This window comes from Actinomadura opuntiae, from assembly GCF_030283205.1.
Lineage (GTDB): Bacteria > Actinomycetota > Actinomycetes > Streptosporangiales > Streptosporangiaceae > Spirillospora.
On the sequence record NZ_JASNWF010000002.1, the window covers coordinates 19118 to 43659 of the forward strand.

Here is a 24542-nt window from a genome sequence, read left to right on the forward strand (position 1 = left end):
GGGATGGTACGGATTCGGGTGCTCGGGGCCTTCGAGGCCGAGGTGGCGGGCGTGCGGGCGGCGCTCGGCGGGCCGCGGCAGCGGGCCGTGCTGGCGCTGCTGGTCGCCGCGCGCGGCGAGGTCGTGCCGGTCGACCGCATGATCGAGGACCTGTGGCGCGGCGAGCCCCCGGCGCAGGCCGTCACGTCCCTGCAGGCCTACGTCTCCAACCTGCGCAGGCTGCTGGAGCCCGGGCGTCCGCCGCGCGCCCCGGCCCGGGTGCTGGTGTCCGCCGCGCCCGGCTACGCGCTGCGCCTGCCCGAGGAGGCCGTGGACGCCTGGCGTTTCGCCGCGCTCGCCCGCGATCCCGAGCGGGCGGCGGAGGCCCTGGTCCTGTGGCGCGGCCCGGCGTTCGCCGAGTTCGCCGACGAGGACTGGGCGCGCGCCGAGATCGGCTACCTGAACGAGCTGCGCCTGGCTGCCCGGGAACGGCACGTCGCCGCCCTGCTGCGCGCGGGCGACGCCGCTGCCGCCGTGCCCGAGGCGGAACTCCTGACCCGCGACGAGCCGCTCCGCGAGGAGGGCTGGCGGCTGCTGGCGCTGGCGCTGTGGGGGTCGGGGCGCCAGGCCGACGCGCTCGCCGCGCTCCGCGAGGTCCGCGCGACGCTCGCCGGCGAGCTCGGCCTCGACCCGAGCCCCGCGCTGGCCGATCTGGAGACGGCGATCCTCCAGCAGCGCACCGATGCGTTCGACCTCCCGGCTCCCGCCCCCGTCCCGGTCCCTGCGCCCGCCCCTGGAGGGCCCGCCTTCCTGGGCCGCGACGAGGAGCTGGCCGCCCTCACCGGCCTCGCGGCCGAAGGCGGCGTGCGCGTCGCGCTCGTCACCGGTGAGGCCGGGCTCGGCAAGACCGCGCTGCTCACCCGGCTCGCCGACGTCCTGGAGCAGCAGGGCCGGCTCGTCGTGACCGGCCGCTGCCCGGAGAGCGAGAGCGCGCCCCCCGCATGGGCGTGGACGGAGGCCCTCACCGCGCTCGACCGGCACGTCCCGGCGCCCGCCGAGGCGGCGCCGCTGCTGCGCGACGCGTCCGCCGGCGACCCCGGCGACACCACCGCCGGCCGCTTCCGCCTCCACCGTGCCGTCTGGGCCTGGCTGAACGACGCGGCCCGGCGGCGCCCGCTCGCGGTCATGCTCGACGACCTGCACTGGGCCGACGCCGAGACCCTCGCCCTGCTGGCCGCCCTGTCCGGCGACGCGCCGCTGCTCGTGGTCGCCGCGTTCCGCGCCGACGAGGCCGGCACGCGCCTCACCGAGACCCTCGCGGTGCTGGCCCGCCGGTCGCCGCTGCGGCTGCCGCTGAGCGGGCTGCCCGAGCCGGCGGTCGCCCGGCTCATCGCCGCCGAGTGCGGCGACGGCGTGGACGCGGCGACGGTCTCCGCGCTCGCCGAGCGCACCGGCGGCAACCCCTTCTACGTGCGCGAGAGCGCCCGGCTGCTCAGCGGCGAGGGCGCGCTCGTGGCGACCTCGCAGGTCCCCGAGGGGGTGCGGGACGTGCTGCGCCGCCGGCTCGCCCGCCTGCCCGAGCCCGCCGTCGCGGTCCTGCGGCTGGCCGCGCTCGCCGGCCGCGAGGCCGACATGGACGCGCTCGTCCTGGCCGCCGACGCCGGCGAGGACGCGGTGCTGGACGCGCTCGACGCCGGGCTCGTCGCGGGCCTGCTCACCGAACGGGACCCGGGCCGGGTCCGGTTCGCGCACGCGCTCGTCCGGGAGACGATGGTCGCCGACCTCAGCGCGCTGCGCCGCACCCGCATGCACGCCCGGCTCGGCGCCGCCCTGGAGCGGCTGGCCCCCGACGACGCGCCGGCGCTGGCGTACCACTTCCACCGCGCCGCGTCCGCCGCGACCGCGGCCAAGGCCGTCGAGTACGCCGTCCGGGCCGCCGACCTCGCCGAACGCCGGTACGCGCACGAGACGGCCGTCGAGCTGCTCACCCAGGCGCTGGAGTCGTTCGAGCGCCTGCCGGGCCGGGACGCCGCGGACCGCGTCGACCTGCTGGGCCGGCTGCTGCGCGCCCAGGCCCGCGCGGGCGCCGTCCAGGACGCCCGCGCCACCCGCCGGCGCGCCGTCGACCTCGCCGAGGAGGCCGGACGCGACGACCTGCTCCTGGCGGCGTTCACCGCGTGGACGGAACCGGCCCCGTGGCAGCTGCGCCCGTACGGGGTCGTCGACGGGCACCTGGTCGGCCTGCTGTCCCGGCTCCTGGAGCGCGACGGCCTCGCACCGGACGTGCGGTGCCGCCTCCTGGACGCCTACGCCGCCGAGCTGACCGGCACCGGCGACGCGCGGGGACGGGCCGCCGCCGAGGAGGCCGTCGAGATCGCGCGGAGCCTGGGCGACCCGAAGCTGCGCGTGCTGACGCTGTTCACGCTCGCCCGCGAGCACGACGACCGCAAGACAGACCGCCTGGCGGCGCATGCCCGCGAGCTCCGCGCCCTCGGCACCGAGCACGACATGCCCGCGGCGCTGTGGTCGGGCACGTTCAACCTCGCCGCAGCGGCCGTGTGGGAGGAGCGCCCGGCCGAGGTGCGCGCCCGCATCGCCGAGGCGGCGGACCTGGCCCGCCGCTACCGGATGCCCGAGGCGGGCGTCGTCTGCGAGGTCGCCGAGGCCGCGCTCGCCCTCACCGAAGCCCGGCCGGACGACGCCGAGCGCCACTACGCCGCCGCGACCCGGGCCATGGCGGACCAGGGGTCGCTGCACACCACGGGGTTCGCGCTGATCGCGCGCGCGGCGCTGGCGGTGTCGCGCGGCACGCTGGCCGGGTTCGCCGACGAGGCCGGGACGCTCGCGCCCGAGATGACGCCGCTGGCCGCCGACGTCCTCGCCGCCGCGCACGCCGCCGCCGGCCGGTTCGACGAGGCGCGCCGCCTCCACGCGTCCGCGCCGCCGATCCAGCCGGACTACTTCTTCACGATGTTCTGCACGTTCCGCGCCATGACCGTGGTCGCGCTGGGCGACGAGCGGGGCGCGGCCGAGCTGTACGAGGCGCTGCTGCCGTACCGGGACGGCCCGCCGGCCGGGCTGGAGAGCCTGGCGGTCGCCCTGCCGCCGCCCGCCCGCACCCTGGGACGGCTCGCCCGCCTCGTCGGCGCGGACCCGTCACCGCACGAGCGGCGCGCCGCGGAGCTCGCGGCCCTGTGGAATGCCCCGCATTGGGCGCCCGCGGGCTGATTCCCGCCCGGATGGGGTGCTCCTACCGCCCGCACAGCGTGTCGTCCGGGTCGCGGGGCGCGCGTTCCGCCTAGGGTCGCGGGCATGGCGAACAGGCTCCTTCCGATCGCGGTGCTGGCGGCGGCGGTCGCGGCGGCGTCCGCCTGCGGTGGCGGCGGCGGACGCGCCGGCCGGGTCCACGGCACCGCCCGCGCCGCGCCGGCCGGCACGGGCTACACCTCCGACCAGCTCGGCCAGGCGCTGCTCCAGCAGGTCACCGGCTACCGGCGCGGCGAGCCCGACTCCGGCGAGTACGGCTCGCTGAAGGCGCTCCGCAACGCCGCCCAGGTGCGGCAGGAGGCGAAGCTCGACAAGCCCACCTGCGCGGACGCCCAGTCCGGCGGCGGGAAGGTCGCGGCGGACGTGCCCGCCGCGCTCGTCACGTTCGCCAAGAGCGACGGCCAGACGGCGACGGAGACGCTGATGGGCGTCGCGGACGCCGACGCCGAGCAGCAGGTCGAGACGCGCGTCCCCGCCGGCTGCCTGACGTTCCGCACCCGCCTCGGCGGCCAGTGGGCCGAGCACCGGGTCACCGAGGCCCGGCGCGGCGGCATCGGCGACGGCTCCCGGACGGTCGGCGTCACCACCACCAGCGGCGACCAGCGCATCAACACCTGGTACGTGGTGTTCCAGGGCCGCCACTACCTCGGCACCGTGACCGTCTTCGGACCGAACGCCACCCGCGCCGAGGCCGAGGGCCTCGCCCGCGCCTCGGTGGCGCAGGCCCGCGGGATCCTCGACGGGTAGCCCGGTTCCACCGCACCCCCGCGGACCTCTAGTGTCGTGATCGCGAGCGCAGCCGGATTCGAGTACGGGGTGGTGGCCTTGATCGGCAAGGAGGGCCGGGTGACCGGCAGGATCGGCCCGGGGCTGGTCGGCGAGGTCATGATCCCGATCCGCGGCGGCTCCGAGGCGTTCTACGCCCATCCGGTCGACCCGCGCGAGGAGATCCCGGTCGGGGCGATCATCGTCGTGGTCGAGTACCACCCGCCGCGGACGGTGTACGTGGCGCACGCGTTCGGTTCGTAGATACTGCCCTTTAAGGGGGCGAACCGATTTCGGGTCCCCTGCGTCTACTGGGAAACGCGGACGTGACCCCCTTCCCGGGCCGGCCGCCCGCCGACAGTGAGGAGGCCGCATGCCCATAGTCGCGGTGGCGATCGCGGTGGTCGCCGCCATCATCGTGCTGATCGTGCTGTTCAAGATGGTCTGGCGGGTCGCGGAGCCGAACGAGGCCCTGATCATCTCGGGTCTGGGCGCCCGGTCCAAGCCGATCGACGGGGTGGAGAGCCTCGGCTTCAAGATCATCACCGGCAAGGGCACCTCGGTGCTGCCGGGCTTCCAGACGGCGCGCCGGCTGCGGCTCGACAGCCGCGCCGCGAACCTCGAGGTGCACTGCGTGACCCAGCAGGGCATCCCGGTGAAGGTCCGCGGCGTCGTGATCTACAAGGTCGGCGACGACTTCGTGTCGATCGCCAACGCGGCCCGCCGCTTCCTGGAGCAGCAGAAGTCGATGGACGGCGCGATCCACGAGCTGTTCACCGGCCACCTGCGCTCGATCATCGGCAACCTGACCGTCGAGGACCTGATCCTCAACCGCGAGCGGCTCACCTCCGAGACCCGCGGCTCGGCCGCCGACGAGATGAGCAAGCTCGGCCTGGTCGTGGACTCGCTGCAGATACAGGAGATCGACGACGAGACCGGCTACATCACCAACCTCGGCCGCCCGCATGCCGCCAAGGTCGCCTCGGAGGCGCGCATCGCCGAGGCCGAGCGCGACCAGGAGGCCACCCGCAAGGAGCAGGAGGCCATGCGGGAGAACGCCGCGGTGATCCGCGACACCGAGATCAAGAAGGCCGAGTACGAGGGCCAGGTGCAGCAGGCCGCCCAGCAGGCCCGGCAGGAGGTCATCCTCAAGGAGACCCGCAACGCCGAGCTGGAGGCCGAGCGGACCGAGAAGCGGCTGGAGAGCGAGGTCCGCAAGCCCGCCGACGCGCGCGCGTACGAGCAGGTCAAGCTGGCCGAGGCCGAGCGGGAGGAGCGCATCTCCTACGCGCAGGCCGCCGCGACCGAGGTGCAGCTGAAGGCGCAGCGGGAGGCCGAGGCCACCCGGCTGCTCGGTGAGGCGCACGCCGACGCGACCCGCCGCAAGGGCCTGGCGGAGGCCGAGGCGATCAAGGCGCGCGCGGAGGCGCTGGCGCAGAACACCGACGCGGTCATCGCCCAGCAGCTCGCCGAGAAGTGGCCGGAGATCGTCCAGGCCGGCGCGGGCGTGTTCGGCAACGTCGACAACATGGTCGTGCTGAACGGCGCGGAGGGCATCGAGGACATGCTCGCCAAGGCGCTCACGCTCGGCGGCACCGGCCTCGGCGTGGCGCGCCAGCTGCTGGCCGGGATGAACGGGCAGAACGGGCAGAACGCGGTGAACGGGCACGGGCCGGTCCCGCCGGTTCCGGCGCCGTCGACCCCCGAGGAGAGCTGACCCGGAGACGACGAAGGCCCGGCCGCCGTGGCCGGGCCTTCCGCATGCCCGCAGGGCCCGCGGAGCCCGTTCGGGACGGGAGTTCCGGGGGCCGCTCCCCAATAGACTCCAGGCATGTCCGTGCCGCGGCTCGCTGTCTCCGTCGATCTGGTCGTGCTCACCGTGCGGGAGCAGCGGCTGTCCGCGCTGCGGTGGCGGCGGGACCGGCCGCCCTACGAGGGCGCGTGGTCCCTGCCCGGCGGGTTCATCCAGCTCGACGAGGACCTGCCGGCCGCCGCGTCCCGGCTGATGGCCGAGCGGGCGGGGCTCGCCGACGTCCGGATCCACCTGGAGCAGCTCGCGACCTACGGGTATCCCGACCGCGACCCCCGGCAGCGCGTGGTGAGCGTCGCCTACCTCGGCCTCGCGCCGGACCTACCCGCCTCCAGCCGCGCGCAGGTGCTGTGGACGGCGGTCGATGACCTGCTCAACAGCGACCGGGCCGCGTTCGACCACCGGCGGATCCTGTGCGACGGGATGGAGCGCGCGCGGGCCAAACTGGAGTACACCTCGCTCGCCGCCGCGTTCTGCCCGCCCGAGTTCACGGTCGCCGAGCTGCGCCGCGTGTACGAGATCGTCTGGGGGACGGCCCTGGACCCGCGGAACTTCCACCGCAAGGTCACCGGCGCGGACCGGTTCCTGATCCCCACCGACCGGACGACGACGCGCGACGGGGGCCGGCCCGCGCGGCTGTACCGGCGCGGCGACGCCGAGCAGCTGCGGCCGCCGATGCTGCGCCCGCGCGGATAGCGCCGCCCGGCGCGGAGGGCCGCTTGCCCGGACGGCGCCGCCCCGCGCGTGGCCGGTCGCGGCCACGAGGGTAAAAGATCCCCGCATTGACCTGGGGGGATGTCGCGGGCATCCGGACGGGATTGCTAGCTTGCGACCTATGAACGGTGACTCGTCCGAAGTGCTCGGCCTGCTCGTCCGGGACATCGGGGACGCCGGCGTCGCGGAGATGGCCGGGTCCCCGGGGCTGGCGGCGGCGGTCGACCAGCACGTCGCGAGCCTGCGCGACGAGCTGGGCGAGCCGGACGAGGACGCGCTGATGGGCTACCTGCGGGCGTTCGCCGAGGAGGCGTTCAACCGCGGCTGGTGGCCGGACAGCACCCGCGACTGGGAGTTCGTCCGGATCGTGGCGGTGTGCTGGATGATGCGGGAGGCCCGCACCCCCTGACGCATCCCGCACTTCCCGATACGTCCGCTTTGGCCTTGAACACGGCGTGTTCCGTAGGCTTGACCCCAACACCCCTGTGCACCCTGGAGGACAACGGTGTCCGAGGCAACCACTCCGCGATTCCGCTCGGTTCTCGACCGGTTCGTGGCGTACAGGCCGGGAAAGGTCGTGGTGTCGCCCGAGGGCCGCTCGTTCAAGCTCTCGTCCAACGAGTCGCCGGAGGGGCCGCTCCCCTCGGTGCTGGACGCGATCGGCGCGGCGGCGGCGAACGTCAACCGCTACCCCGACAACAACGCGACCGCGCTGACCGAGGCGATCGCCCGGTTCTGCGGCGTCCCGGCCGACCACGTCGCGGTGGGCTGCGGCTCGGTCGGCATGACGCAGATGCTGCTGGAGGCCGTCGCCGAGCCGGGCGCCGAGGTGGTGTACGCGTGGCGGTCGTTCGAGGCGTACCCGCTGCTGGTGTCGCTGTCGGGCGCGACCGGCGTCCAGGTGCCGCTGAAGGACGAGACGCACGACCTGCCCGCGATGGCCGACGCGATCACCGATAACACGCGGCTGGTCTTCCTCTGCAACCCGAACAACCCGACCGGCACCGTGGTGCGGCGGGCCGAGATCGAGGCGTTCCTCGACCGGGTCCCCGCCGACTGCCTGGTCGTGCTGGACGAGGCGTACCGCGAGTACGTCCGCGACGACGAGGTCCCGGACGGGCTCACGCTGTACGGCGACCGGCCGAACCTGGCGGTGCTGCGCACGTTCTCCAAGGCCTACGGCCTGGCCGGACTGCGGATCGGGTACCTGGTCGCGCACCCGGAGGTGGCGGGCGCGATCCGCAAGACGTTCCTGCCGTTCAGCGTGAACTCGGTGGCGCAGGCCGCCGGCATCGCGTCCCTGGAGGCCACGGACGAGCTGCTGGAGCGGGTCGAGCGGACGGTGAAGGAGCGCGACCGGGTCCGGGGCATGCTGCTCGCCGACGGCTGGACGGTCCCGCCGACGGAGGCCAACTTCGTGTGGCTGCGGCTCGGCGAGCGGACGATGGACTTCTCCGCCGCCTGCGACGCGCAGGGCGTGAGCGTCCGCCCGTTCGAGGGGGAGGGCGCCCGCGTCTCCATCGGCTCGCCGGAGGAGAACGACGCCTTCCTGGCCGTCGCCAAGGCGTTCCCGCACCGCAACTGACGCCGCGGACCGGGCCGTCCCGCCCGCCGGGGACGGGACGGCCCGGTCGCCGGATCAGCTCGCGGCCGCCCAGAGCTGCTCGCCGCCGCTGCCGACGAGCTGGAAGGCGGCGGTCACCGTGGCGGTGGCGGGGCACAGGAAGGACCCGCTCTTCTTGGACACGGTGCCGTTGGTGATCTGGGCCTGGGCCTGCGCGACCGAGGTGTCGGGCCGGGTGGGGTTGTCGGGGTTGTAGCCGTTGCCGGTGAGGGTTCCGGAGTAGACGCAGCTGAGACCGAAGACGGTGGCGCCGACGGTGTAGTTGGCGACGGTGATGGTGCCGTCCGCGCCGCCGGCGACGGGGGCGTAGACGACGGAGCCGCCGGTCCAGGGCAGGCTCTGGGCGGTCACGGTCACCGCGCCGAGGCTGCTGGTGCACCCGCTGAACGACGCGGACGTGACGTCCAGGCCGGTGCCGTCGGAGTTGATCGTGCCGTTCTGGACGGCGGACGTGCAGGTGGCGTTGCTGAGCGAGGTGACCACCGAGACGTTGCCGAGGTTGGTCGCGACGACGCCGCCGGAGTAGGCGGGCCCGGTGCTGCTCCCGCTGTGGATGGTGGTGCCGGCGGCGGACGCCGGCGCGATCGTCAGCGCGAGTACGGAGGCCGAAGCGGCCCCTACGACGGCGAGCTTGCGAGCACGTGACACCTGTTGCTCCCTTCGCGAGGTGTCAAGGGGGTGGTACCGGGATTAAGCACATCTCCGCCGGGCGAATTCAAGTGCGTTACCAGATTGAGACACTTGCTGGTTTCTATTGTACTGAGGGGCTAATTGGCGCATTCGGGCATGCGAAATCGCGCGCTCAGTGAATGGCGCGTGTGCAGGAAGGGAAATGGCGGGGTGGGTGAAAGGCGGGGTGGGAGTCGGGGGGCCGTGACGCGGTGCGATCACGCCCCGGGTGGTTCGCGGACGCCCGGCGGCGCACGGCCGGGGCGTCCAAGGCGGGTCAGGAGCTGCTCTGCGGAAGCCTTCGGGGGGCCCGGACCGGCGCGGCTCGGCGGCAGGCGCACCGCGCCGGCCGAGGCGATCGGAGTTGTCGAGTGCACGGCGCGCTCCCACGGACCTGGATACGGCAGGAACCGATATGAAGGCACGCGCCCATCGCCGGCTGATCCGGCCGGTGGTGCGGCCGGGTTCGGCGATGATGCCTCACGTGACCGTCATGATGAACGGCGAAAGATGATCGGTCAAGACCGCTCCCGGTATGCCTGATCCGGACGCCCGGAAGCCCCATTTCCGGATGCTCTCGAGTGCGCGGCGGCCGGATGGCGTCGCCCCCGAACCGTAGAGCGGGGCCGAGGCGCCGACGCGGCGGCCGGGTGTCCCGAACGCCGGCGGTCGCCGCACCGGCGCCGGCGCCCGGGTCTCCGGTGCAGTTCGTTGCGCGAATTATACGTGGCCTCCGGTGTTAGCCTGGCCAGGTGGCTAAGCATGAAGAGGGACGGATCGGGGTCGTGGCCGCGCTCGTGCGGTCCTCGTTCCTGGTGGACGCCGTATATGCGGCCTCGGCCCGGGAGTACGGGCTGACCCAGCAGCAGGGGCAGTTGCTCTGCGTGCTGATGGGGCGGTCGTACGGCATGAGCGAGCTGGGCGCGACGCTGGGGCTGGCGAAGTCGAGCCTGACCGGCCTGGTGGACCGCACCGAGCGCAACGGCCTGGTGCGGCGCGAGCCGGATCCCCGGGACACGCGCGCGGTGCGGGTCGCGCTCACCGCCCACGGCGCCAAGCTCGCGGACGAGTTCTACGCCGAGACGTGCCGCCGGATCGACGAGCTGCCGTCCGGCCTCAGTGCCGAGGAACGCGACACGCTCGCCGAGCTGCTCGGCCGCGTCGTGTTCGACAACGAGGTCCCGGTGGTCTTCCAGGAGCCCGACGAGGGGGCCGCCGCCGAGCACGCGGACTGACGCCGCGGAATCATTTCCCGGGCATCCGGCTTGTAGTTCGTAGTGCGAACAGCTACGGTTCGTACTACGAACTCAGTCGGATTCTCCTAGGGAGTGATGTCATCATGAGCCGTACGGTCGCGGTCATCGGCGGAGGGTACGGCGGCGCTTCGGTCGCCAAGGCGCTGCAGTCGGAGGCCGACGTCGTCCTGATCGATCCGCGGGACGCGTTCGTCAACGCGGCGGCGTCGCTGCGGGCGCTGACCCGTCCCGACTGGGCGGCCAACATGTTCTTCCCCTACGCGACGCTGCTCACCGAGGGCGGCCGGGTGGTCCGCGACCGCGCGGTCTCGGTCGATCCCCGCGGCGTGACGCTGGCGTCCGGAGACCGTGTGGACGCGGACCACATCGTCCTCGCCACCGGTTCCAGCTACGCCTACCCCGCCAAACCCGGTTCCGACACGGTCGACGAGGCGCTCGACGATCTCCGCCGCACCCACAAGGAACTGCGCGAAGCCGGCCGGGTGCTGATCCTCGGCGCGGGCCCGGTCGGCCTGGAGCTCGCCGGGGAGATCAAGGAGGTCTGGCCGGACAAGCACGTCACCGTCGCCGACCCGGCCGCGGAGCTGCTCCCGGGCTTCCGGCCCGAGGTGGTCGGCGACCTGCGCGCCCAGCTCGACGCCCGGGGCATCGAGCTGCGCCTCGGCACCGCCCTGGAGACGCCGCCCACCGGGCCCGGCCGGGCCGGATCCTTCACCGTCGCCACCGCCGGCGGCGACGAGATCACCGCCGACATCTGGTTCCGCGCCTTCGGCGTCCGCACCAACAGCGACTACCTCGCCGACGGCGCGCTCACGCCGCTGACCCCGGAGGGCCTGGTGCCGGTGACCGAGTTCCTCAACGTCAGGGGGCACGACCACGTCTACGCGGTCGGTGACATCACCGACGTCGCCGAGGCGAAGATGGCCGGCTGGGCGATGCGGCACGCCGAGGTCGTCGTGCAGAACATCAAGGCCCGGCTGAACGGCGACCGGCCCACGGCCACCTATCAGCCGCTGCCGTTCCCGATGATGCTGCTCCCGCTCGGCACGACCGGCGGCGTCGGGCAGCTGCCGTCGCCGGACGGCCCGTTGGCGGCCTCGCCCGCGATGGTCGCGGAGTACAAGGGCACCGACCTGTTCACCGGACGCTTCGTCGAGCAGTTCGGCCCCACCGCCTGAAGCCGCCGCGCCCCGGCGGCATCCCGATCCCATCGAACGAAAGGCACGGTCATGTCCGGACAAGACGTCGTCTTCGGTTTCGGCGCGCACAGCACCTTCGACGAGCGCCCCACGCTGATGCGCATGGTCCAGCGGGCCGACCGCGACGGACTGGACCTCTTCTCGCTGTCGGACCACCCCTACATCGGCGAGCGCCTGGACGCCTACGCCACCATCGGCTTCCTGCTCGGCCGCACCGACCGCATCGCCGGCTTCGCCAACGTCACCAACCTGCCGACCCGGCCCGCTCCCATGCTGGCCCGGACGGTCACGACCCTCGCGGAGCTGTCGGGCGGACGCATCGTCCTCGGCATGGGCGCCGGCGGGCTGTGGGACCGGATCTCCGACATGGGCGTGCCGTGGCTCTCGCCCGCCGCCGCCGTGGACGCGTTCGAGGAGGCGATCGTCCTGGTCAAGAAGCTGTCCGGCGGCGGCCCGCCCGTTACCTACAAGGGCGAGCACTACCGGGTGAACGAGATCGCGCCCACACCGGCGGCCGCGCCGCCGGTGTGGACCGGCTCGGTCGGCCGCAGGTCGCTGGCCGCGACCGGCCGCGTCGCCGACGGCTGGCTCCCCGGCCACGCCGCCGACTGGCTCAGCGAGCGGTACAGGACGTCGCGGCCGCTCATCGACGAGGCCGCGGCGGAAGCGGGCCGCGACCCGCGCGAGATCCGCACCGTCTTCAACTTCCCCGGACGCATCACCGACCGGCCGCTGCCCACCACCCGCGACGGCGACGGCCGCTGGGTCGGCGGCTCCGCGGACCAGTGGACCGAGGAGCTCACCGGCGCGGTGCTGGAGCACGGCGCGTCCGGCTTCATGCTCTTCTCGCCCGAGGGCGGAACACCGGACGAGACATCGCTCGGCCGCTGGGCGGGAGAGATCGTCCCGGCCGTCCGCGAGGCGGTCGCGAAGGAGACCGGCGGTGCCGAGGCCCGCACGGGCCGGTGACGAGGCCGGTGGCGCGGGCCGGGCTCAGGACGCCATGTACACCCGGTACTGCATGAACCGGTAGTTCGTCGGGTCGTACCACTGGCTGACGATGATGTGGAAGTTGCCGAACGTCGAGCCGGGGACGACGAACCCGCCGTACGGGGCGGTGACGACGTTGGCCACCTGCGCCTGCGCCGGTCCGTTGACGATCATCGTCTGCTCCAGCGTCCGCGTCAGGTCGGAGGTCGGCAGCGCGAAGACCATCGCCCGGATCGTCGCCGTCGGGGCGTCCAGCCAGGTGAGGACGTACTTGCCGTCCATGGCGCGGAAGCAGATCTCGCCGTAGCGGCGGTTGGCCATCACCGTCGTCGGGGGCGCGCCCCAGCGCCAGCCGCCGTCGTAGCCCCACGGCTCGTAGGCATCGGGGTCGCCGAGAGCGTCCTGGCGGACCCGGTGCAGCAGCAGCCCCGAGTCCCGGTCGCGATTGAAGACCGAGGACAGGACGTAGCAGTACCCGTCGTCGGCGACGGCGTAGGTCTTCTGCTGGAACTGCCCGCCGTGCATGTCACCCGGCCACTGGCACAGGTACTCCCACGTCTCGCCGTTGTCGAAGGAGCGCCAGAAGTCGGTGTGGTGGGTGTCGTAGATGACACCGCGCATCAGGTGCATGTACATCACGCCGTTGACGACGAACGCGTCGGACGGGATCGCCGTCGTGAACCTGCCGTCGCCGACCGGGTTGTGCGGCTCGTCGACGAGGCTCCGGGCGTTGTCTCCGCCGACGCTCCCGTCGATGCGCAGGTTGTTGACGTCCCCGTTGCCGGAGCGCAGGCCCGCGGGCGCGCGCCAGTACGAGGGTTCGCCGGGCCCGGGGACGTGCGGGCCGTCGAAGGTGTCGCCGCAGACGAACAGCATGGTGCCGTCGGGGCACCGGACGGGGATGCCGAGGTCGGTCCACGGCGCGTTGAACGGGCCGGTCTCGGCGGGCCCGCTGAGGTTCCTCACCTTGACCGCGACCGTCGGGCTGGTCGGGTCGCCCGGGTTGCCGGCCGGTGCGGCGGCCGGTGCGGCTGCCGCCTCCCGGTTCCGGCCGAGTTCGACCCAGGTCGCGCCGGCGATCCCCGCCCCGACCGCGACGCCCGCGCCGATCCTGAGGAGCCCGCGGCGGGTGTACCCGCCGGGTGCCGTGCCGTTCGCGTCCGATGACCCTGCCATCCGCCGCCGCCTTCCGTCAGTGTGCTGGGAGCCGGTCCCGGCGCCGGCCGCGGCGCCAGAAACCAAAAGAACACTGATGTCTGTTTTACAGCACGACGGTGCCGGGCGCCAGAGCAGGGGGCGACGACCGGCGGGCGGCAGCCGGCCGCGCACGGCCCCGGTCGCGATGGGGGCGGTACGGCGGGCGGTGGTAGCTCAGCCGGACTTGGCCGGGTTGCCGAGCTTCTCGACGATCAGCCGGTACAGCTGGCGGGGCCGGCCCGGCTGCGGCGTGCGGTTCGGCGGCAGCGGCCAGGCGAGGCCCTCCTCGACCAGGGTGCGCAGCAGGCGGCGGGCGGTGCGCGGGGTGACGCCGAGCATCTTGCCGGCGTTCTCGGCGTCCACGATCAGCGGCTGCTCCTGGTCGCCGAGCTTGTCGGCGAGGCGCGCGAGGATCTCCAAGCCCTTCGGCTTGGCCTGCGGCTGGCTGCGCGGCGGGGTGCGCGGCGCCGGGACGAGGGCGCGGCCGTCCCGGTCGAGCGCGAAGCCCTGCGCGCGCTGCGAGCTCTGCGAGCGGGCGAGCGCGGCGCGCGCGTGGTTCTCCGCCTCGTGCGCGGTGCGTCCCATGCCGATGCCGACCTCGATGGCCAGGCCCAGCTCCTCGCGGACGCGCTCGACGAACGGCGGGGTGCGGAAGCCCTCGGTGGAGGAGGTGACCGAGCCGCGGGTGGCGATGACGAGGTAGCTGTGGTCGTCCAGCGGCCACACCGACGCGTTCATCCGGTGCGCCTCCTGGAGCAGGACGCGGTGCAGCGCGAGCTTCAGCTCGTCGCGCCAGTAGCGGGGGGTGACGCGGCGCGGGGTCTCGCGGAGGGTCGGGACGTCCACCAGCACGACGACGAGCTGGGACTCCTCCAGCCGGTGGTGGGCGCCGAGGAGCGCGGCGGTCTGCAGGGAGCTGCGGATGGCGGCGCCGGTCGGGCGCACCCGGATGGTCGGCACCCCGGCCATCTCCATCCGCTCGGCGGTGGCGTGCACGCAGGTCATCGCGACGGTGGTCGCGCCGCGCCGCCACAGCCGCTCGTGGAAGGCGGCGAGCGTGCCGGGGCCGGCGGCCTCCTCGCGCAGGTGGACCTGCTCGGTGCCGAGGCTGATCTCGGCGTAGGCCTCCTCGACCTCGGCGCGGCCGAGCACGTCGATGCTGACCCGGGACGGGTCGAAGCGCTCGTCGAGGGAGGCGCGCAGCAGCGCGCCCTGCAGCGCGGCGCCGTTCAGCGGCACGTAGGTCGCGGGCATGGTGAGCACGCCGGCCTTGCGCGCGAAGTCGTACGGGACGGGGCTGGCGAACAGGCACACGTCCACCCCCGACCCCAGCCGGACGACCTTGTCGGCCGCCTCCTGCTCGTCGCGGTAGGCGGCGGCCACCAGCCGGCTCGGCACCGGGGTGGGGCCGTGGCCCATCAGCATGACCCGCTCGACCAGGTCATGGGGGCCGACGACGCCGATGGTGAGATCCGGCGTGACCGAGCCCGTTCGTGCCGCCGTCATCGATGATCGCTCGCTTCCGGTCCATCCTCTCGGGGGCACGGCCCCGGCCACGCGTTCGCGCACGCTCCGCCCAACGGTCGTCTCATGGCTTGTCGCCCCTGCTTCCTGACCCAGCACCGCAGTTCCCGTGCGATTCGTTCCTCAGTGGGCAGATCGGGTCAGGGCGGCGATGTGTGACGCCCAGACGCGAAATCGAATCAAGAGTGCGGCGAAAAAGTAACCTACGCGACCCCCTGGTCAGTAATTTGTCACCAATCGGTCAGTCTTGATCCTGCATCTTCGGACGTCCGAAGTTGAAAAACAAGACCCGAAAACACCACGCGGGCCTCCTCGGGACGCTCGCGCGCACTGAGGAGACCCCTGCCGCGTCCGTTTGGTTTACGCGCGGGCCGAAACCCGATCGCCCCGGTGCCCGCCGCCCCGGAAAGACGAGTGATCCGGCCGGACGGCCCGGACGGCCGCTCCGGGTGATTTTTTACCGGCTCTGGAAGCGCCCCGTCCTAGATCGTTCCAGCCCGCTTTTCCGCTGATCAGCGGGCCGCCCGTCCGGGCAGGTGAGCGAGTGCGGGCGGCCGTGGGTAACCGGGCGGTGACGGTCAGCCCACCGTGTTTCCCGTCACGCTGTGACAAGCACGGTCAGAGACCACTCCGGATTGGGTCAGGGCGAAGGCCACATGCGGCCGATTCGACCGGACGGAATGACCCCTCAGTCAGCAGAGCGGCCCGGCGGGGAAGCCCCCGCCGGGCCGATCCGAACGCCTCGGAGTTCTAGTCGGCTTCGCGGACGATGTCGGCGCCGAGCTGGGACAGCCGCTCGGCGGTGTGCGCGTGCCCGCGGTCGAGGTAGTAGGCCGAGGTGATCGTCGTCTCGCCCTCGGCGGCCAGGCCGGCCAGCACCAGCGCGCTGCCGCACCGCAGGTCGTGCGCCTCCACCTCGGCGCCGCGCAGCCCGCGCGGCCCGTTCACCTTGGCGCGGTTGCCGTCCACCTCGATGTCGGCGCCCATCTTGCGCAGCTCGTCGGCCAGCTTGAACCGGCCGTCGAAGATCCGCTCGTAGATGTAGGACGGGCCCTCGGCCAGGCAGGACAGCGCCATGATCGGCGACTGCAGGTCGGTGGCGAAGCCGGGGTACTCGTCGGTGATCACGTTGATCGGGCGGAGCGTGCGCTCGCGGCGGACCTGCAGCACCGCGCCCTGCTGGTGGAACTCCACGCCCATCTGCTCGAGCTTGTCGGCCGCGACGCCGAGGTGCTCCAGCGTGGCGCCGACGAGGTTCAGGTCGCCGCCGGTGATCGCGGCGGCCATCACGAACACGCCCGCGTCGATCCGGTCGGGCATGACGGTGTGCTCGACGGCGGTCAGCTCGTCCACGCCCTCGACGGTGACGAAGCCGGTGCCGCCGCCGCTGATCTTCGCGCCCATCGCCTGCAGGATGGCGATGTTGTCCAGCACCTCCGGCTCCAGCGCGGCGTTCTTGATCAGCGTGGTGCCGTGCGCCAGCGCCGCCGCCATGATCAGGTTCTCGGTGCCGGTGTGCGAGGGGGTGTCGCAGTACAGCGTCCCGCCGCGCAGGTCGCCGGCCTTGATGTGGATGATGCCGTCGCCGTTGTCGGCCACGTGCTCGGTGACCGTGGCGCCCATCCGCTTGAAGCCGTTGTAGTGGAAGTCCAGGTTGCGGCTGCCGAGGTTGCAGCCGCCGACGCCCTCGATGATCGCCTCGCCGAGCCGGTGCAGCAGCGCCGGGACGAACAGGAACGAGCCGCGGAACCGGGAGGCGATGTCGGCCGGCAGCACCGGGCTGGTGAGCGAGGAGGCGTCGATGACGAGCGTGCGCTCGGTCTCGTGCAGCTCGGCCTTGGCGCCGACCGCCCGGGCGAGCTCCACCGCCCGCCGCACGTCCTCGATGATGGGAACGTTCCTGAGCACCGTGCGGCCCCGCGAGGCCATCAGCGACGCGCCGATCATCGGCAGGACGGCGTTCTTGGCGCCCTGGACGAAGACGGTGCCGTGCAGCTGCCGGCCGCCGCGCACGCGATACCGAACCTCGTGGCCCATGCTCATTCCGCCATATCTCCTTTGAAACGCGGTTAAGGTGCCTGCCCGATGAAGGTGGGGACCACGGGGCCGGGCGCGCCGTTCGGTCCCGCTGCGCCAACGCGCCCCCAGTAAACCACCGGACCGGGGATGGGGTGTCCGCATGCGCCACCCTTGCGCCAGTCTGCTTGGTGAGACCCCCAGGGCGTCCCAAAGGTTCGCATTCCACGGGAAAATCCGAGCCGGCGCGTCGCGCGGACGGCTAGTCCCGCCGTTCGAGGATCTCGACCGGGTCGCCGACCGCGAGGGTGCCCAGCGTGCGCGGAATCGCGTTCTGGCCGAACCGGATGCCGCGGTCGATGGTCCGGTAGGACGCCAGCGTCCGCAGCGGCTCACGGCCGCGCTCACCGGTCCGCTGGTCGGTCGTGGTGACGACGCACCGCGCGCACGCCTTGACCATCTCGATGACCGTCCCGCCGACGCGCAGCAGCCGCACGGAGTCCTCCGCGTAGGCGCCGAGGCCCTCGACGACGAGGCTGGGACGGAACCGGTTCATCGGCAGCGGCTCGTCCAGCCGGGCGTTCAGGTCGTCCAGGGACTCGGCGGAGATGACCAGCAGCGGGTACCCGTCGGCGAACATCAGCTCGCCGCCGCCCCGCGAGGTGGCGCGGTGCCCGGTGAAGCGGACCAGCCGGCAGTCGGCGTCCAGCAGCGCCGAGAACCAGCCGGCGGCCTCGTCGCCCTGGTCGACGCCCCGGGTCTCGTGCCGGTGGACCGTCACGTCCAGCACCTCGCCGTCGTCCACGGCCTTGTGGACGAGCCGGGACGCGCCCGGCGCGTCCACCGTCAGGACCTCGCCGTCGTAGGACGGGCGCAGCAGCGCCATCCCGGCGAGGTCCCGCTGCGACAGGAACCGGCCCGAGGGCGCGACGAGCATGAACTCCCGGTCGTGCGGGAGCCCCCGCGCGGTCAGCTCCGCGGTGCGCAGCGCGGTGCCGCCGCCGCTCTTGAGCGGGTAGGCGTTCAGCTCGGTCAGGGTCGCCGTCACGGGTCGCTCCGGGTGCCGGGTCAGGTCAGCGCGGCCAGGCGCTCGAAGACGGCGTCCAGGCGCTTCACGAAGCGCTCGGGACGGCACACCTCGTCCAGCCGTGCCTCGTCCAGTGTGAGGCCCGCCTCGGCGGCGTGCTTGCGCAGCGTCTCACGGAACGGGACGCCCGTCTCCCACGTCTCCATCGCGGCCCGCTGGACCAGCGGGTAGGCCTCGTCGTCCCGGGACATGCCCGCCTCGACCAGCTCCAGCAGCACCGTCGAGGTGTAGATCAGCCCGCCCGTCGACTCCAGGTTCGCCGTCATCCGCGCCTCGTCCACGACGAGCCCGGACATCAGCCGGTTCGTCAGGTTCAGCATGTAGTCGAGCGCGATGGACGCGTCCGGCAGCGCGATCCGCTCCGTCGAGGAGTGCGAGATGTCGCGCTCGTGCCACAGCGGGATGCCCTCCAGCACCGGGACGACCTGCGCCCGCACGATCCGCGCCATCCCCGCGAGCCGCTCGGAGATGATCGGGTTCTTCTTGTGCGGCATCGCCGACGAGCCCTTCTGGCCCTTGCCGAACGGCTCCCACAGCTCGCGGACCTCGGTGCGCTGCCCGTGCCGGACCTCCAGCGCGATCGCCTCGCACACCGTCGCCATGATCGCCAGGCTCGACGTCCACTCGGAGATGCCGTCACGCATCACGACCTGCGTCGAGACGTCCGCGCTCTGCAGCCCGAGCCTGCGCGCGACGTGCAGCTCGACGGCCGGGTCGATGTTGGAGTACGTCCCGACCGCCCCGGAGATCGCCATCACCCCGACGGCCTCGCGGGCGCGGCGCAGCCGGTCCCGCGAGCGGGCCATCGCGAACGCGAAGTCGGCGACCCGGTGGCCCCACACGTCCGGCTCGCCGTGGATGCCGTGCGTCCGGCCGACCCGCAGCGTCGCCCGGTGCGCCAGCGCGTGGTCGCGCAGCGTCGCGACCAGCGCGTCCGCCTTCGCCAGCAGGATGTCGGTCGCCTCGACCAGCTGCAGCGCCAGCGCCGTGTCCAGCAGGTCCGACGAGGTCATGCCGAAGTGGACGTACCGGGCCGCCTCGCGCGGCTCGGTGTTGTCCGCCCACGCCGACAGGAAGGCGATCACGTCGTGCTGCGTGACCGCCTCGATCGCGTGCACCGCCCCCGGCGTCGGCGGCGGCGCCTTGCGCACCGGCTCCACCACCTCCGGCGGGATCGTGCCGGCCTCGGCGTGGGCCTCGACCACCAGGGTCTCGACCCGGCACCACAGCTCGTATTTGTGCGCGTCGCTCCAGACGCGTCCCATCTCCGGAAGTGTGTACCGCTCGATCACGCTCGGATTCTCCCAGGTGGTGTAGGTGCGGTGGTCGGGCGGGTCAGGCTTGGGAGGCTTTGAGGGCGATGTCGGTGCGGTGGTGGGAGCCGGGGAGGCCGATCCGGGAGACGGCCTCGTAGGCGGTGGCGCGGGCCGCGGCGAGGTCGGGGCCGGTGCCGACGACGTTGAGGACGCGGCCGCCGCCCGCGACGAGCCGCCAGTCCGCGCCGTACTTGGTCCCGGCGTGCAGCACGTAGGCGCCGTCGACCTGCGCGGCCTCGTCCAGGCCGGTGATCTCGCCGCCCTTGACGGGCGCCGCCGGGTAGCCCTCGGCCGCCACGACCACCGTGACGGCGGAGCCGGGCAGCCACTCCAGCGCGGTCGCCGGGTCGAGGCCGCCGATCGCGCAGGACTGGAGCAGCACGCCGAGCGGCGTGGCCAGCCGGTCCAGGACGACCTGGACCTCCGGGTCGCCGAACCGCGCGTTGAACTCGATCACCCGGACGCCCTGCGAGGTGAGCGCCAGCCCCGCGTACAGCACGCCGACGTACGGCGTCTCGCGGCGCCGCAGCTCGTCCACGACGGGCTGGACGACCCGCGCCATGATCTCGTCCACCAGGCCCGGCGGGGCCCACGGCAGCGGCGTGTAGGCGCCCATCCCGCCGGTGTTGGGGCCCTCGTCGCCGTCGTAGGCGCGCTTGAAGTCCTGCGCGGGCAGCAGCGGGACGGCGTGCTGGCCGTCGCAGAGCGCGAACAGCGACACCTCGGGGCCGTCGAGGTACTCCTCGATGACCACGCGGCCGCAGGCCTCGGCGTGCGCGACGGCGACGCCGCGATCGAGGGTGACGACCACGCCCTTGCCGGCGGCCAGGCCGTCGTCCTTCACCACGTAGGGCGGGCCGAAGGCGTCGAGCGCCTCCTCCACCTGCGAGGCGGACTCGCAGACCCGGGCGTCGGCGGTCGGCACCCCGGCCGCCGCCATGATCTCCTTGGCGAACGCCTTGGACCCCTCGATCCGCGCGGCCTCCCGGTCGGGCCCGAAGCACGGGACGCCGGCCCGGCGCACCGCGTCGCCGACGCCCGCCATCAGCACCGCCTCGGGGCCGACGACGACCAGCTCGATGCCGAGCCTCCCGGCCAGCTCGGTCACCGCCGTCGGGTCCAGCGGATCGAGCTGGTGGTTGTCCGCGATCTCGGCCGTGCCCGGGTTGCCCGGGGCGCAGTGAAGGGCGGTGACGGCTGGGTCGCGGTGCAGGGCGCGGGCGAGCGCATGCTCGCGGCCACCCGATCCAAGGACGAGTACTCGCACGTGACGCGAGCTTACTGGTCCGGGCGCACCGGTGTGGGGTGTACGAAGACGGGCATAAGGCCCTGGCGAAAAGGCGTTATGGGCAGTGCCGGCGGGCCGGGCGGGGTCCCCGGCGGGCGCCGGTGAGGCGGCGGTCACACGGGTCCCGTGTGAACCTCGCCGAACGCACCGGCGTCTTAAATGTCGGCTGATAAGCTGCGACGGGCTTGACGCCCCGTAGTCGAGGTGCCTGGAAGGAGGTGGTCGGGATGAGTCCTGGTGATACTTGCAGTTCGCCAGAGAACCCTCACAGTCCGGACAGGACTGTCCATCCGTCCGCCTCCATCTGGCGTCCGGCCGTCGCCCTCGCGCGCTCCCCTCGCTGATCCAGCACGGGTAGAGCGCGCCCCTGCGTGCGTGGCCGGCGGGTTAGGAGCACCTCATGGCCATGACACGAGTCCGTCCGGCGCGCGCCACCAAGTCGCTGTTCAAGGCCCGCGGGCGAGCCCACGGGGCACAGGTCCAGGGGCGCGGCCGCGATTCCGCCGTCATCGACTGGGCCGCCTACATCGACGGCCACCGCGCGTCCACCGCCACCGTCGAGGACGCCGTCCGCCTCATCCGCGACGGCCGCCTCACCCCCGACGGCGACAGCGCCGGCTTCGTCTGGGTCGGGCTGCACGAGCCGTCCGCGACCGAGCTGGCCGAGCTGGCCGAGGTCTTCGGCCTGCACCCGCTCGCCGTCGAGGACGCGATCCACGCCCACCAGCGGCCCAAGCTGGAGCGCTACGACGACGTCCACTTCGTGGTGATGAAGACGGTCGGCTACGTCGCCAGCGGCCCGGAGAAGGCCGAGGTCGTCGAGACCGGCGAGATCATGATCTTCTGCGGGCCGGACTTCGTCGTGACGGTCCGGCACGGCACGCACGGCGAGCTCGGCCCCGTCCGCCGCCAGCTGGAGAAGGACCCGGCCCGCCTCGCGATGGGGCCCGCGGCCGTCCTGCACGCCGTCGCCGACCGCGTCGTGGACGGCTACGTCTGCGTCGCCGACGCCGTCCAGGAGGACATCGACGAGGTCGAGGAGGCCGTCTTCTCGCCCGAGCGCACCGACGAGGCCCGCCGCATCTACCGGCTCAAGCGCGAGGTCATCCAGCTCAAGCGGGCCGTCGGGCCGCTCGCCGGGCCGCTGCGCAACCTGTCCGGCCGCCGCTTCGTGCCGGCCGAGATCAGGGAGTACCTGCGCGACGTCGAGGACCACCTGACCCGCGTCCGCGAGCAGGTCGAGTCCTACGACGAGCTGCTGAACCCGATCCTGCAGGCGCACATGACCCAGGTGACGGTCACCGACAACAAGGACATGCGCAAGATCTCGGCCTGGGGCGCGATCTTCATGGTGCCCACCGCGATCACCGGCGTCTACGGGATGAACTTCGACTTCATGCCCGAGACGCACTGGCACTTCGGCTACCCGATGATCGTCGGGACCATCGCGTTCATCTGCCTCACCCTCTACCGGGGCTTCCGCCGCAACGGCTGGCTGTGATCAATGCAAGCCCGGCCCAGCGGGCTCGCCTTCGGCTTCGCCCCACCGGTCAGATGACGCGCTCGCGTGACGGTTCGGGTCTGCGGTTGCGGGCGGCCGCGGGCATCAGGTCGGGGTAGTCGGTGACGATGGCGTCGACGCCGTACTTGATGAAGCGGGACATGTCCTCGGGCTCGTTGACCGTCCAGACGACGACGGGCAGGCCGGCGGCGTGGGCGTCGTCGACCAGGCCGGGTGTGGTGATGGCGTGCTCGGGGGACAGGGCGGTCGCGCCGATCGCGCGCGCCGCCGCCACGGGATCGCCGGACGGCAGGCCCGCCAGCCAGCGCGTGCCCGGGACGAGCGTCTTGCGCTCGACCAGCGCGGTGCGGCCGAGCGCCGGATGGTTGCGGCGGGCCTCCGACAGCACGCGCCAGTCGAAGGCGAGGAGCCGGCTGCGGTCCGTCATCCCGGCGGCGGCCAGGACGGCGGCGACCGCGGCGGTGAACAGCGCGACCTCCTCGTCCGGCCAGTCCGGGTCGGTCTTCAGCTCGACCGCCAGGCCGACGCCGGTGGGCGCGAGGAGCGCGCACGCCTCGGCGAGCGTGGGGATCGGCGTGCCGGGCAGCGGACGCTGCGTCCGCGCGAACGCGTCGTCGCGCTGCCGGACGCCCGCGTCGACCGTCTTGAGCTGCGCGAGCGTCAGCTCCCTGATCGGCGTGCCGACATAGGGGAACGCGGGGTCGTCCGGCCACGCGGGCACCGTGTCGGCGAGGTTCGCCGGGGACAGCGCCTGGTCGTGGCCGAGGACGACCGCGCCGTCCGCCGACAGGCCCACGTCCAGCTCGATGACGTCCACGCCCAGCTCGACGGCGTGCGCGAAGCCCGGCAGCGTGTTCTCCGGGCGCAGCCCCCGCGCGCCCCGATGACCGTGCAGCTCCACGGTCCCCCCGATGGTGGTCACCGGAGGGACGCTACGGCCCGTCACCGAACCCCGGGTGGAGGTTCGGTGATGCCAGGGGGAACGGCGAGTCAGGTGTTACACCAGGGGGCGGAGGGAGAGGGTCTGGTCGCGGCCGGGGCCGACGCCGATCGCGGAGATCTGCGCGCCGGACATCTCCTCCAGCGACCGGACGTAGGCCTGCGCGTTCTTCGGCAGGTCGTCGAAGGTCTTGGCGCCGGTGATGTCCTCCTGCCAGCCGTCCAGGTACTCCAGGATCGGCTTGGCGTGGTGGAAGTCGGTCTGGGTGGCGGGCAGCTCGTCGACGCGCTCGCCGTCCACGTCGTAGGCGACGCACACCGGGACGCGCTCCAGGCCGGACAGCACGTCCAGCTTGGTGAGGAAGAAGTCGGTGATGCCGTTCACCCGGGACGCGTAGCGGGCGATCACCGCGTCGAACCAGCCGCAGCGCCGGTCGCGGCCGGTGGTGACGCCGTACTCGCCGCCGGTCTTGCGCAGGTACTCGCCCTGCTCGTCCAGCAGCTCGGTGGGGAACGGTCCGGACCCGACGCGGGTGGTGTAGGCCTTGAGGATGCCGATCACGCGGGTGATCTTCGCGGGGCCGACGCCGGAGCCCACGCACGCGCCGCCCGCCGTGGGGCTCGACGACGTCACGAACGGGTAGGTGCCGTGGTCGATGTCCAGCAGCGTGCCCTGCGCGCCCTCCAGCAGGACGACCTTGCCGTCGTCCAGCGCCCGGTTCAGCACGAGCGTGGTGTCGGCGACGAACGGCTTGATGCGCTCGCCGTAGGCCAGGTACTCCTGCACGATCGGGCCGGTGTCGATGCGGCGCCGGTTGTAGACCTTGGTGAGGACCTGGTTCTTCTCGCGCAGCGACAGGTCGAGCTTCTGGGTGAGGATGTTCGGGTCGAACAGGTCCTGCACCCGGATGCCCATCCGGTTGATCTTGTCGGCGTAGGCCGGGCCGATGCCGCGCCCGGTGGTGCCGATCCGCGCCTTGCCGAGGTAGCGCTCGGTGACCTTGTCGAGGGCCCGGTGGTGCGGCATGATCAGGTGCGCGTTCGCCGAGATCAGCAGCCGTTCGCAGCCGATCCCGCGCTCCCGCAGCCCGTCGATCTCCTGCAGCAGGACGGCCGGGTCGATCACGACCCCGTTGCCGATGACCGGGACGACGTCCGGCGACAGCACCCCCGACGGCAGCAGGTGCAGCGCGTAGCTCTTGTCCCCGATGACGACGGTGTGGCCGGCGTTGTTGCCGCCCTGGAAGCGGACGACGTAGTCGACGTCGCCCCCGAGCAGGTCTGTTGCCTTGCCCTTGCCCTCATCTCCCCATTGGGCACCGACAAGAACGATGGCAGGCATGCCACTTTCCTTCCCACGACGAAGGCCCCGGTCGCCGC

20 protein-coding genes are annotated in these 24542 nt (G+C 73.1%); 11 read left to right on the forward strand and 9 right to left on the reverse strand.

From position 1 onward, the window contains the following. Positions 1-3: 3 nt before the first annotated feature. The 7 genes from QP089_RS03445 to hisC all read left to right on the forward strand — a co-directional run bounded on the left by QP089_RS03445 (position 4) and on the right by hisC (position 8120). A complete protein-coding gene (locus QP089_RS03445) occupies positions 4-3207 on the forward strand; it encodes an ATP-binding protein (RefSeq protein WP_285909750.1) in 3204 nt (1067 codons plus the stop codon). An 84-nt stretch (positions 3208-3291) separates the two neighbouring features. After that, positions 3292-3993, forward strand: coding sequence for a hypothetical protein (locus QP089_RS03450; RefSeq protein ID WP_285909752.1), 702 nt, complete (start codon positions 3292-3294; stop codon positions 3991-3993). A 36-nt stretch (positions 3994-4029) separates the two neighbouring features. Further along, positions 4030-4275, forward strand: coding sequence for an NfeD C-terminal domain-containing protein (locus tag QP089_RS03455; RefSeq protein WP_285909754.1), 246 nt, complete (start codon positions 4030-4032; stop codon positions 4273-4275). 109 nt (positions 4276-4384) lie between these two features. Beyond that, positions 4385-5728, forward strand: coding sequence for a flotillin family protein (locus tag QP089_RS03460; protein ID WP_285909755.1), 1344 nt, complete (start codon positions 4385-4387; stop codon positions 5726-5728). Between the two features lie 114 nt (positions 5729-5842). Then, a complete protein-coding gene (locus QP089_RS03465) occupies positions 5843-6517 on the forward strand; it encodes an NUDIX hydrolase (RefSeq protein WP_285909756.1) in 675 nt (224 codons plus the stop codon). Between the two features lie 139 nt (positions 6518-6656). After that, positions 6657-6944 (forward strand): DUF6401 family natural product biosynthesis protein, encoded by a 288-nt coding sequence (locus QP089_RS03470; RefSeq protein WP_285909758.1) that lies wholly within the window; start codon positions 6657-6659, stop codon positions 6942-6944. Positions 6945-7040: 96 nt separating this feature from the next. Beyond that, entirely contained in the window at positions 7041-8120 is a 1080-nt protein-coding gene (gene hisC / locus QP089_RS03475; protein ID WP_285909759.1) for a histidinol-phosphate transaminase, read from the forward strand. 54 nt (positions 8121-8174) lie between these two features. On the opposite strand, the gene QP089_RS03480 is transcribed toward hisC, so the two are convergent. Next, positions 8175-8807, reverse strand: coding sequence for a hypothetical protein (locus tag QP089_RS03480; protein ID WP_285909761.1), 633 nt, complete (start codon positions 8805-8807; stop codon positions 8175-8177). A gap of 773 nt (positions 8808-9580) precedes the next feature. Between QP089_RS03480 and QP089_RS03485 the strand changes: the two genes are divergently transcribed. The 3 genes from QP089_RS03485 (at position 9581) to QP089_RS03495 (ending at position 12252) form a co-directional block, all read left to right on the forward strand. Beyond that, positions 9581-10063 (forward strand): MarR family winged helix-turn-helix transcriptional regulator, encoded by a 483-nt coding sequence (locus tag QP089_RS03485; protein ID WP_285909763.1) that lies wholly within the window; start codon positions 9581-9583, stop codon positions 10061-10063. 104 nt (positions 10064-10167) lie between these two features. Continuing rightward, positions 10168-11262 (forward strand): NAD(P)/FAD-dependent oxidoreductase, encoded by a 1095-nt coding sequence (locus tag QP089_RS03490; RefSeq protein ID WP_285909764.1) that lies wholly within the window; start codon positions 10168-10170, stop codon positions 11260-11262. Positions 11263-11313: 51 nt separating this feature from the next. Next, positions 11314-12252, forward strand: coding sequence for an LLM class flavin-dependent oxidoreductase (locus QP089_RS03495; protein WP_285909765.1), 939 nt, complete (start codon positions 11314-11316; stop codon positions 12250-12252). 24 nt (positions 12253-12276) lie between these two features. On the opposite strand, the gene QP089_RS03500 is transcribed toward QP089_RS03495, so the two are convergent. From QP089_RS03500 to purD, 6 genes are all read right to left on the reverse strand, one after another. Then, positions 12277-13449, reverse strand: coding sequence for a DUF4185 domain-containing protein (locus tag QP089_RS03500; RefSeq protein ID WP_285909766.1), 1173 nt, complete (start codon positions 13447-13449; stop codon positions 12277-12279). 195 nt (positions 13450-13644) lie between these two features. Beyond that, positions 13645-14976, reverse strand: coding sequence for a transcriptional regulator (locus QP089_RS03505; RefSeq protein WP_285909767.1), 1332 nt, complete (start codon positions 14974-14976; stop codon positions 13645-13647). A gap of 768 nt (positions 14977-15744) precedes the next feature. Then, positions 15745-17031 carry a UDP-N-acetylglucosamine 1-carboxyvinyltransferase gene (gene murA / locus QP089_RS03510; protein ID WP_285910349.1) on the reverse strand — a complete coding sequence of 429 codons (1287 nt, stop codon included), beginning with the start codon at positions 17029-17031 and terminating at the stop codon, positions 15745-15747. 241 nt (positions 17032-17272) lie between these two features. Beyond that, a complete protein-coding gene (locus QP089_RS03515; protein WP_285909768.1) occupies positions 17273-18058 on the reverse strand; it encodes an MOSC domain-containing protein in 786 nt (261 codons plus the stop codon). Between the two features lie 20 nt (positions 18059-18078). Continuing rightward, positions 18079-19389 (reverse strand): adenylosuccinate lyase, encoded by a 1311-nt coding sequence (purB, locus tag QP089_RS03520; protein ID WP_285909769.1) that lies wholly within the window; start codon positions 19387-19389, stop codon positions 18079-18081. Positions 19390-19432: 43 nt separating this feature from the next. Continuing rightward, complete coding sequence (purD, locus tag QP089_RS03525; protein WP_285909770.1) at positions 19433-20680, reverse strand: phosphoribosylamine--glycine ligase; 1248 nt, start codon at positions 20678-20680, stop codon at positions 19433-19435. Positions 20681-21101: 421 nt separating this feature from the next. On the opposite strand from purD, the gene QP089_RS03530 reads away from it, so the two are divergent. Continuing rightward, positions 21102-22202, forward strand: a complete 1101-nt coding sequence (locus QP089_RS03530) for a magnesium and cobalt transport protein CorA (protein WP_285909771.1) — start codon at positions 21102-21104, stop codon at positions 22200-22202. 49 nt (positions 22203-22251) lie between these two features. On the opposite strand, the gene QP089_RS03535 is transcribed toward QP089_RS03530, so the two are convergent. Both QP089_RS03535 and QP089_RS03540 read right to left on the reverse strand, forming a co-directional pair. Next, positions 22252-23145 (reverse strand): glycerophosphodiester phosphodiesterase family protein, encoded by an 894-nt coding sequence (locus QP089_RS03535; RefSeq protein WP_285909773.1) that lies wholly within the window; start codon positions 23143-23145, stop codon positions 22252-22254. Positions 23146-23220: 75 nt separating this feature from the next. After that, positions 23221-24504 carry an adenylosuccinate synthase gene (locus QP089_RS03540; RefSeq protein WP_285909775.1) on the reverse strand — a complete coding sequence of 428 codons (1284 nt, stop codon included), beginning with the start codon at positions 24502-24504 and terminating at the stop codon, positions 23221-23223. Positions 24505-24542: the final 38 nt, after the last annotated feature.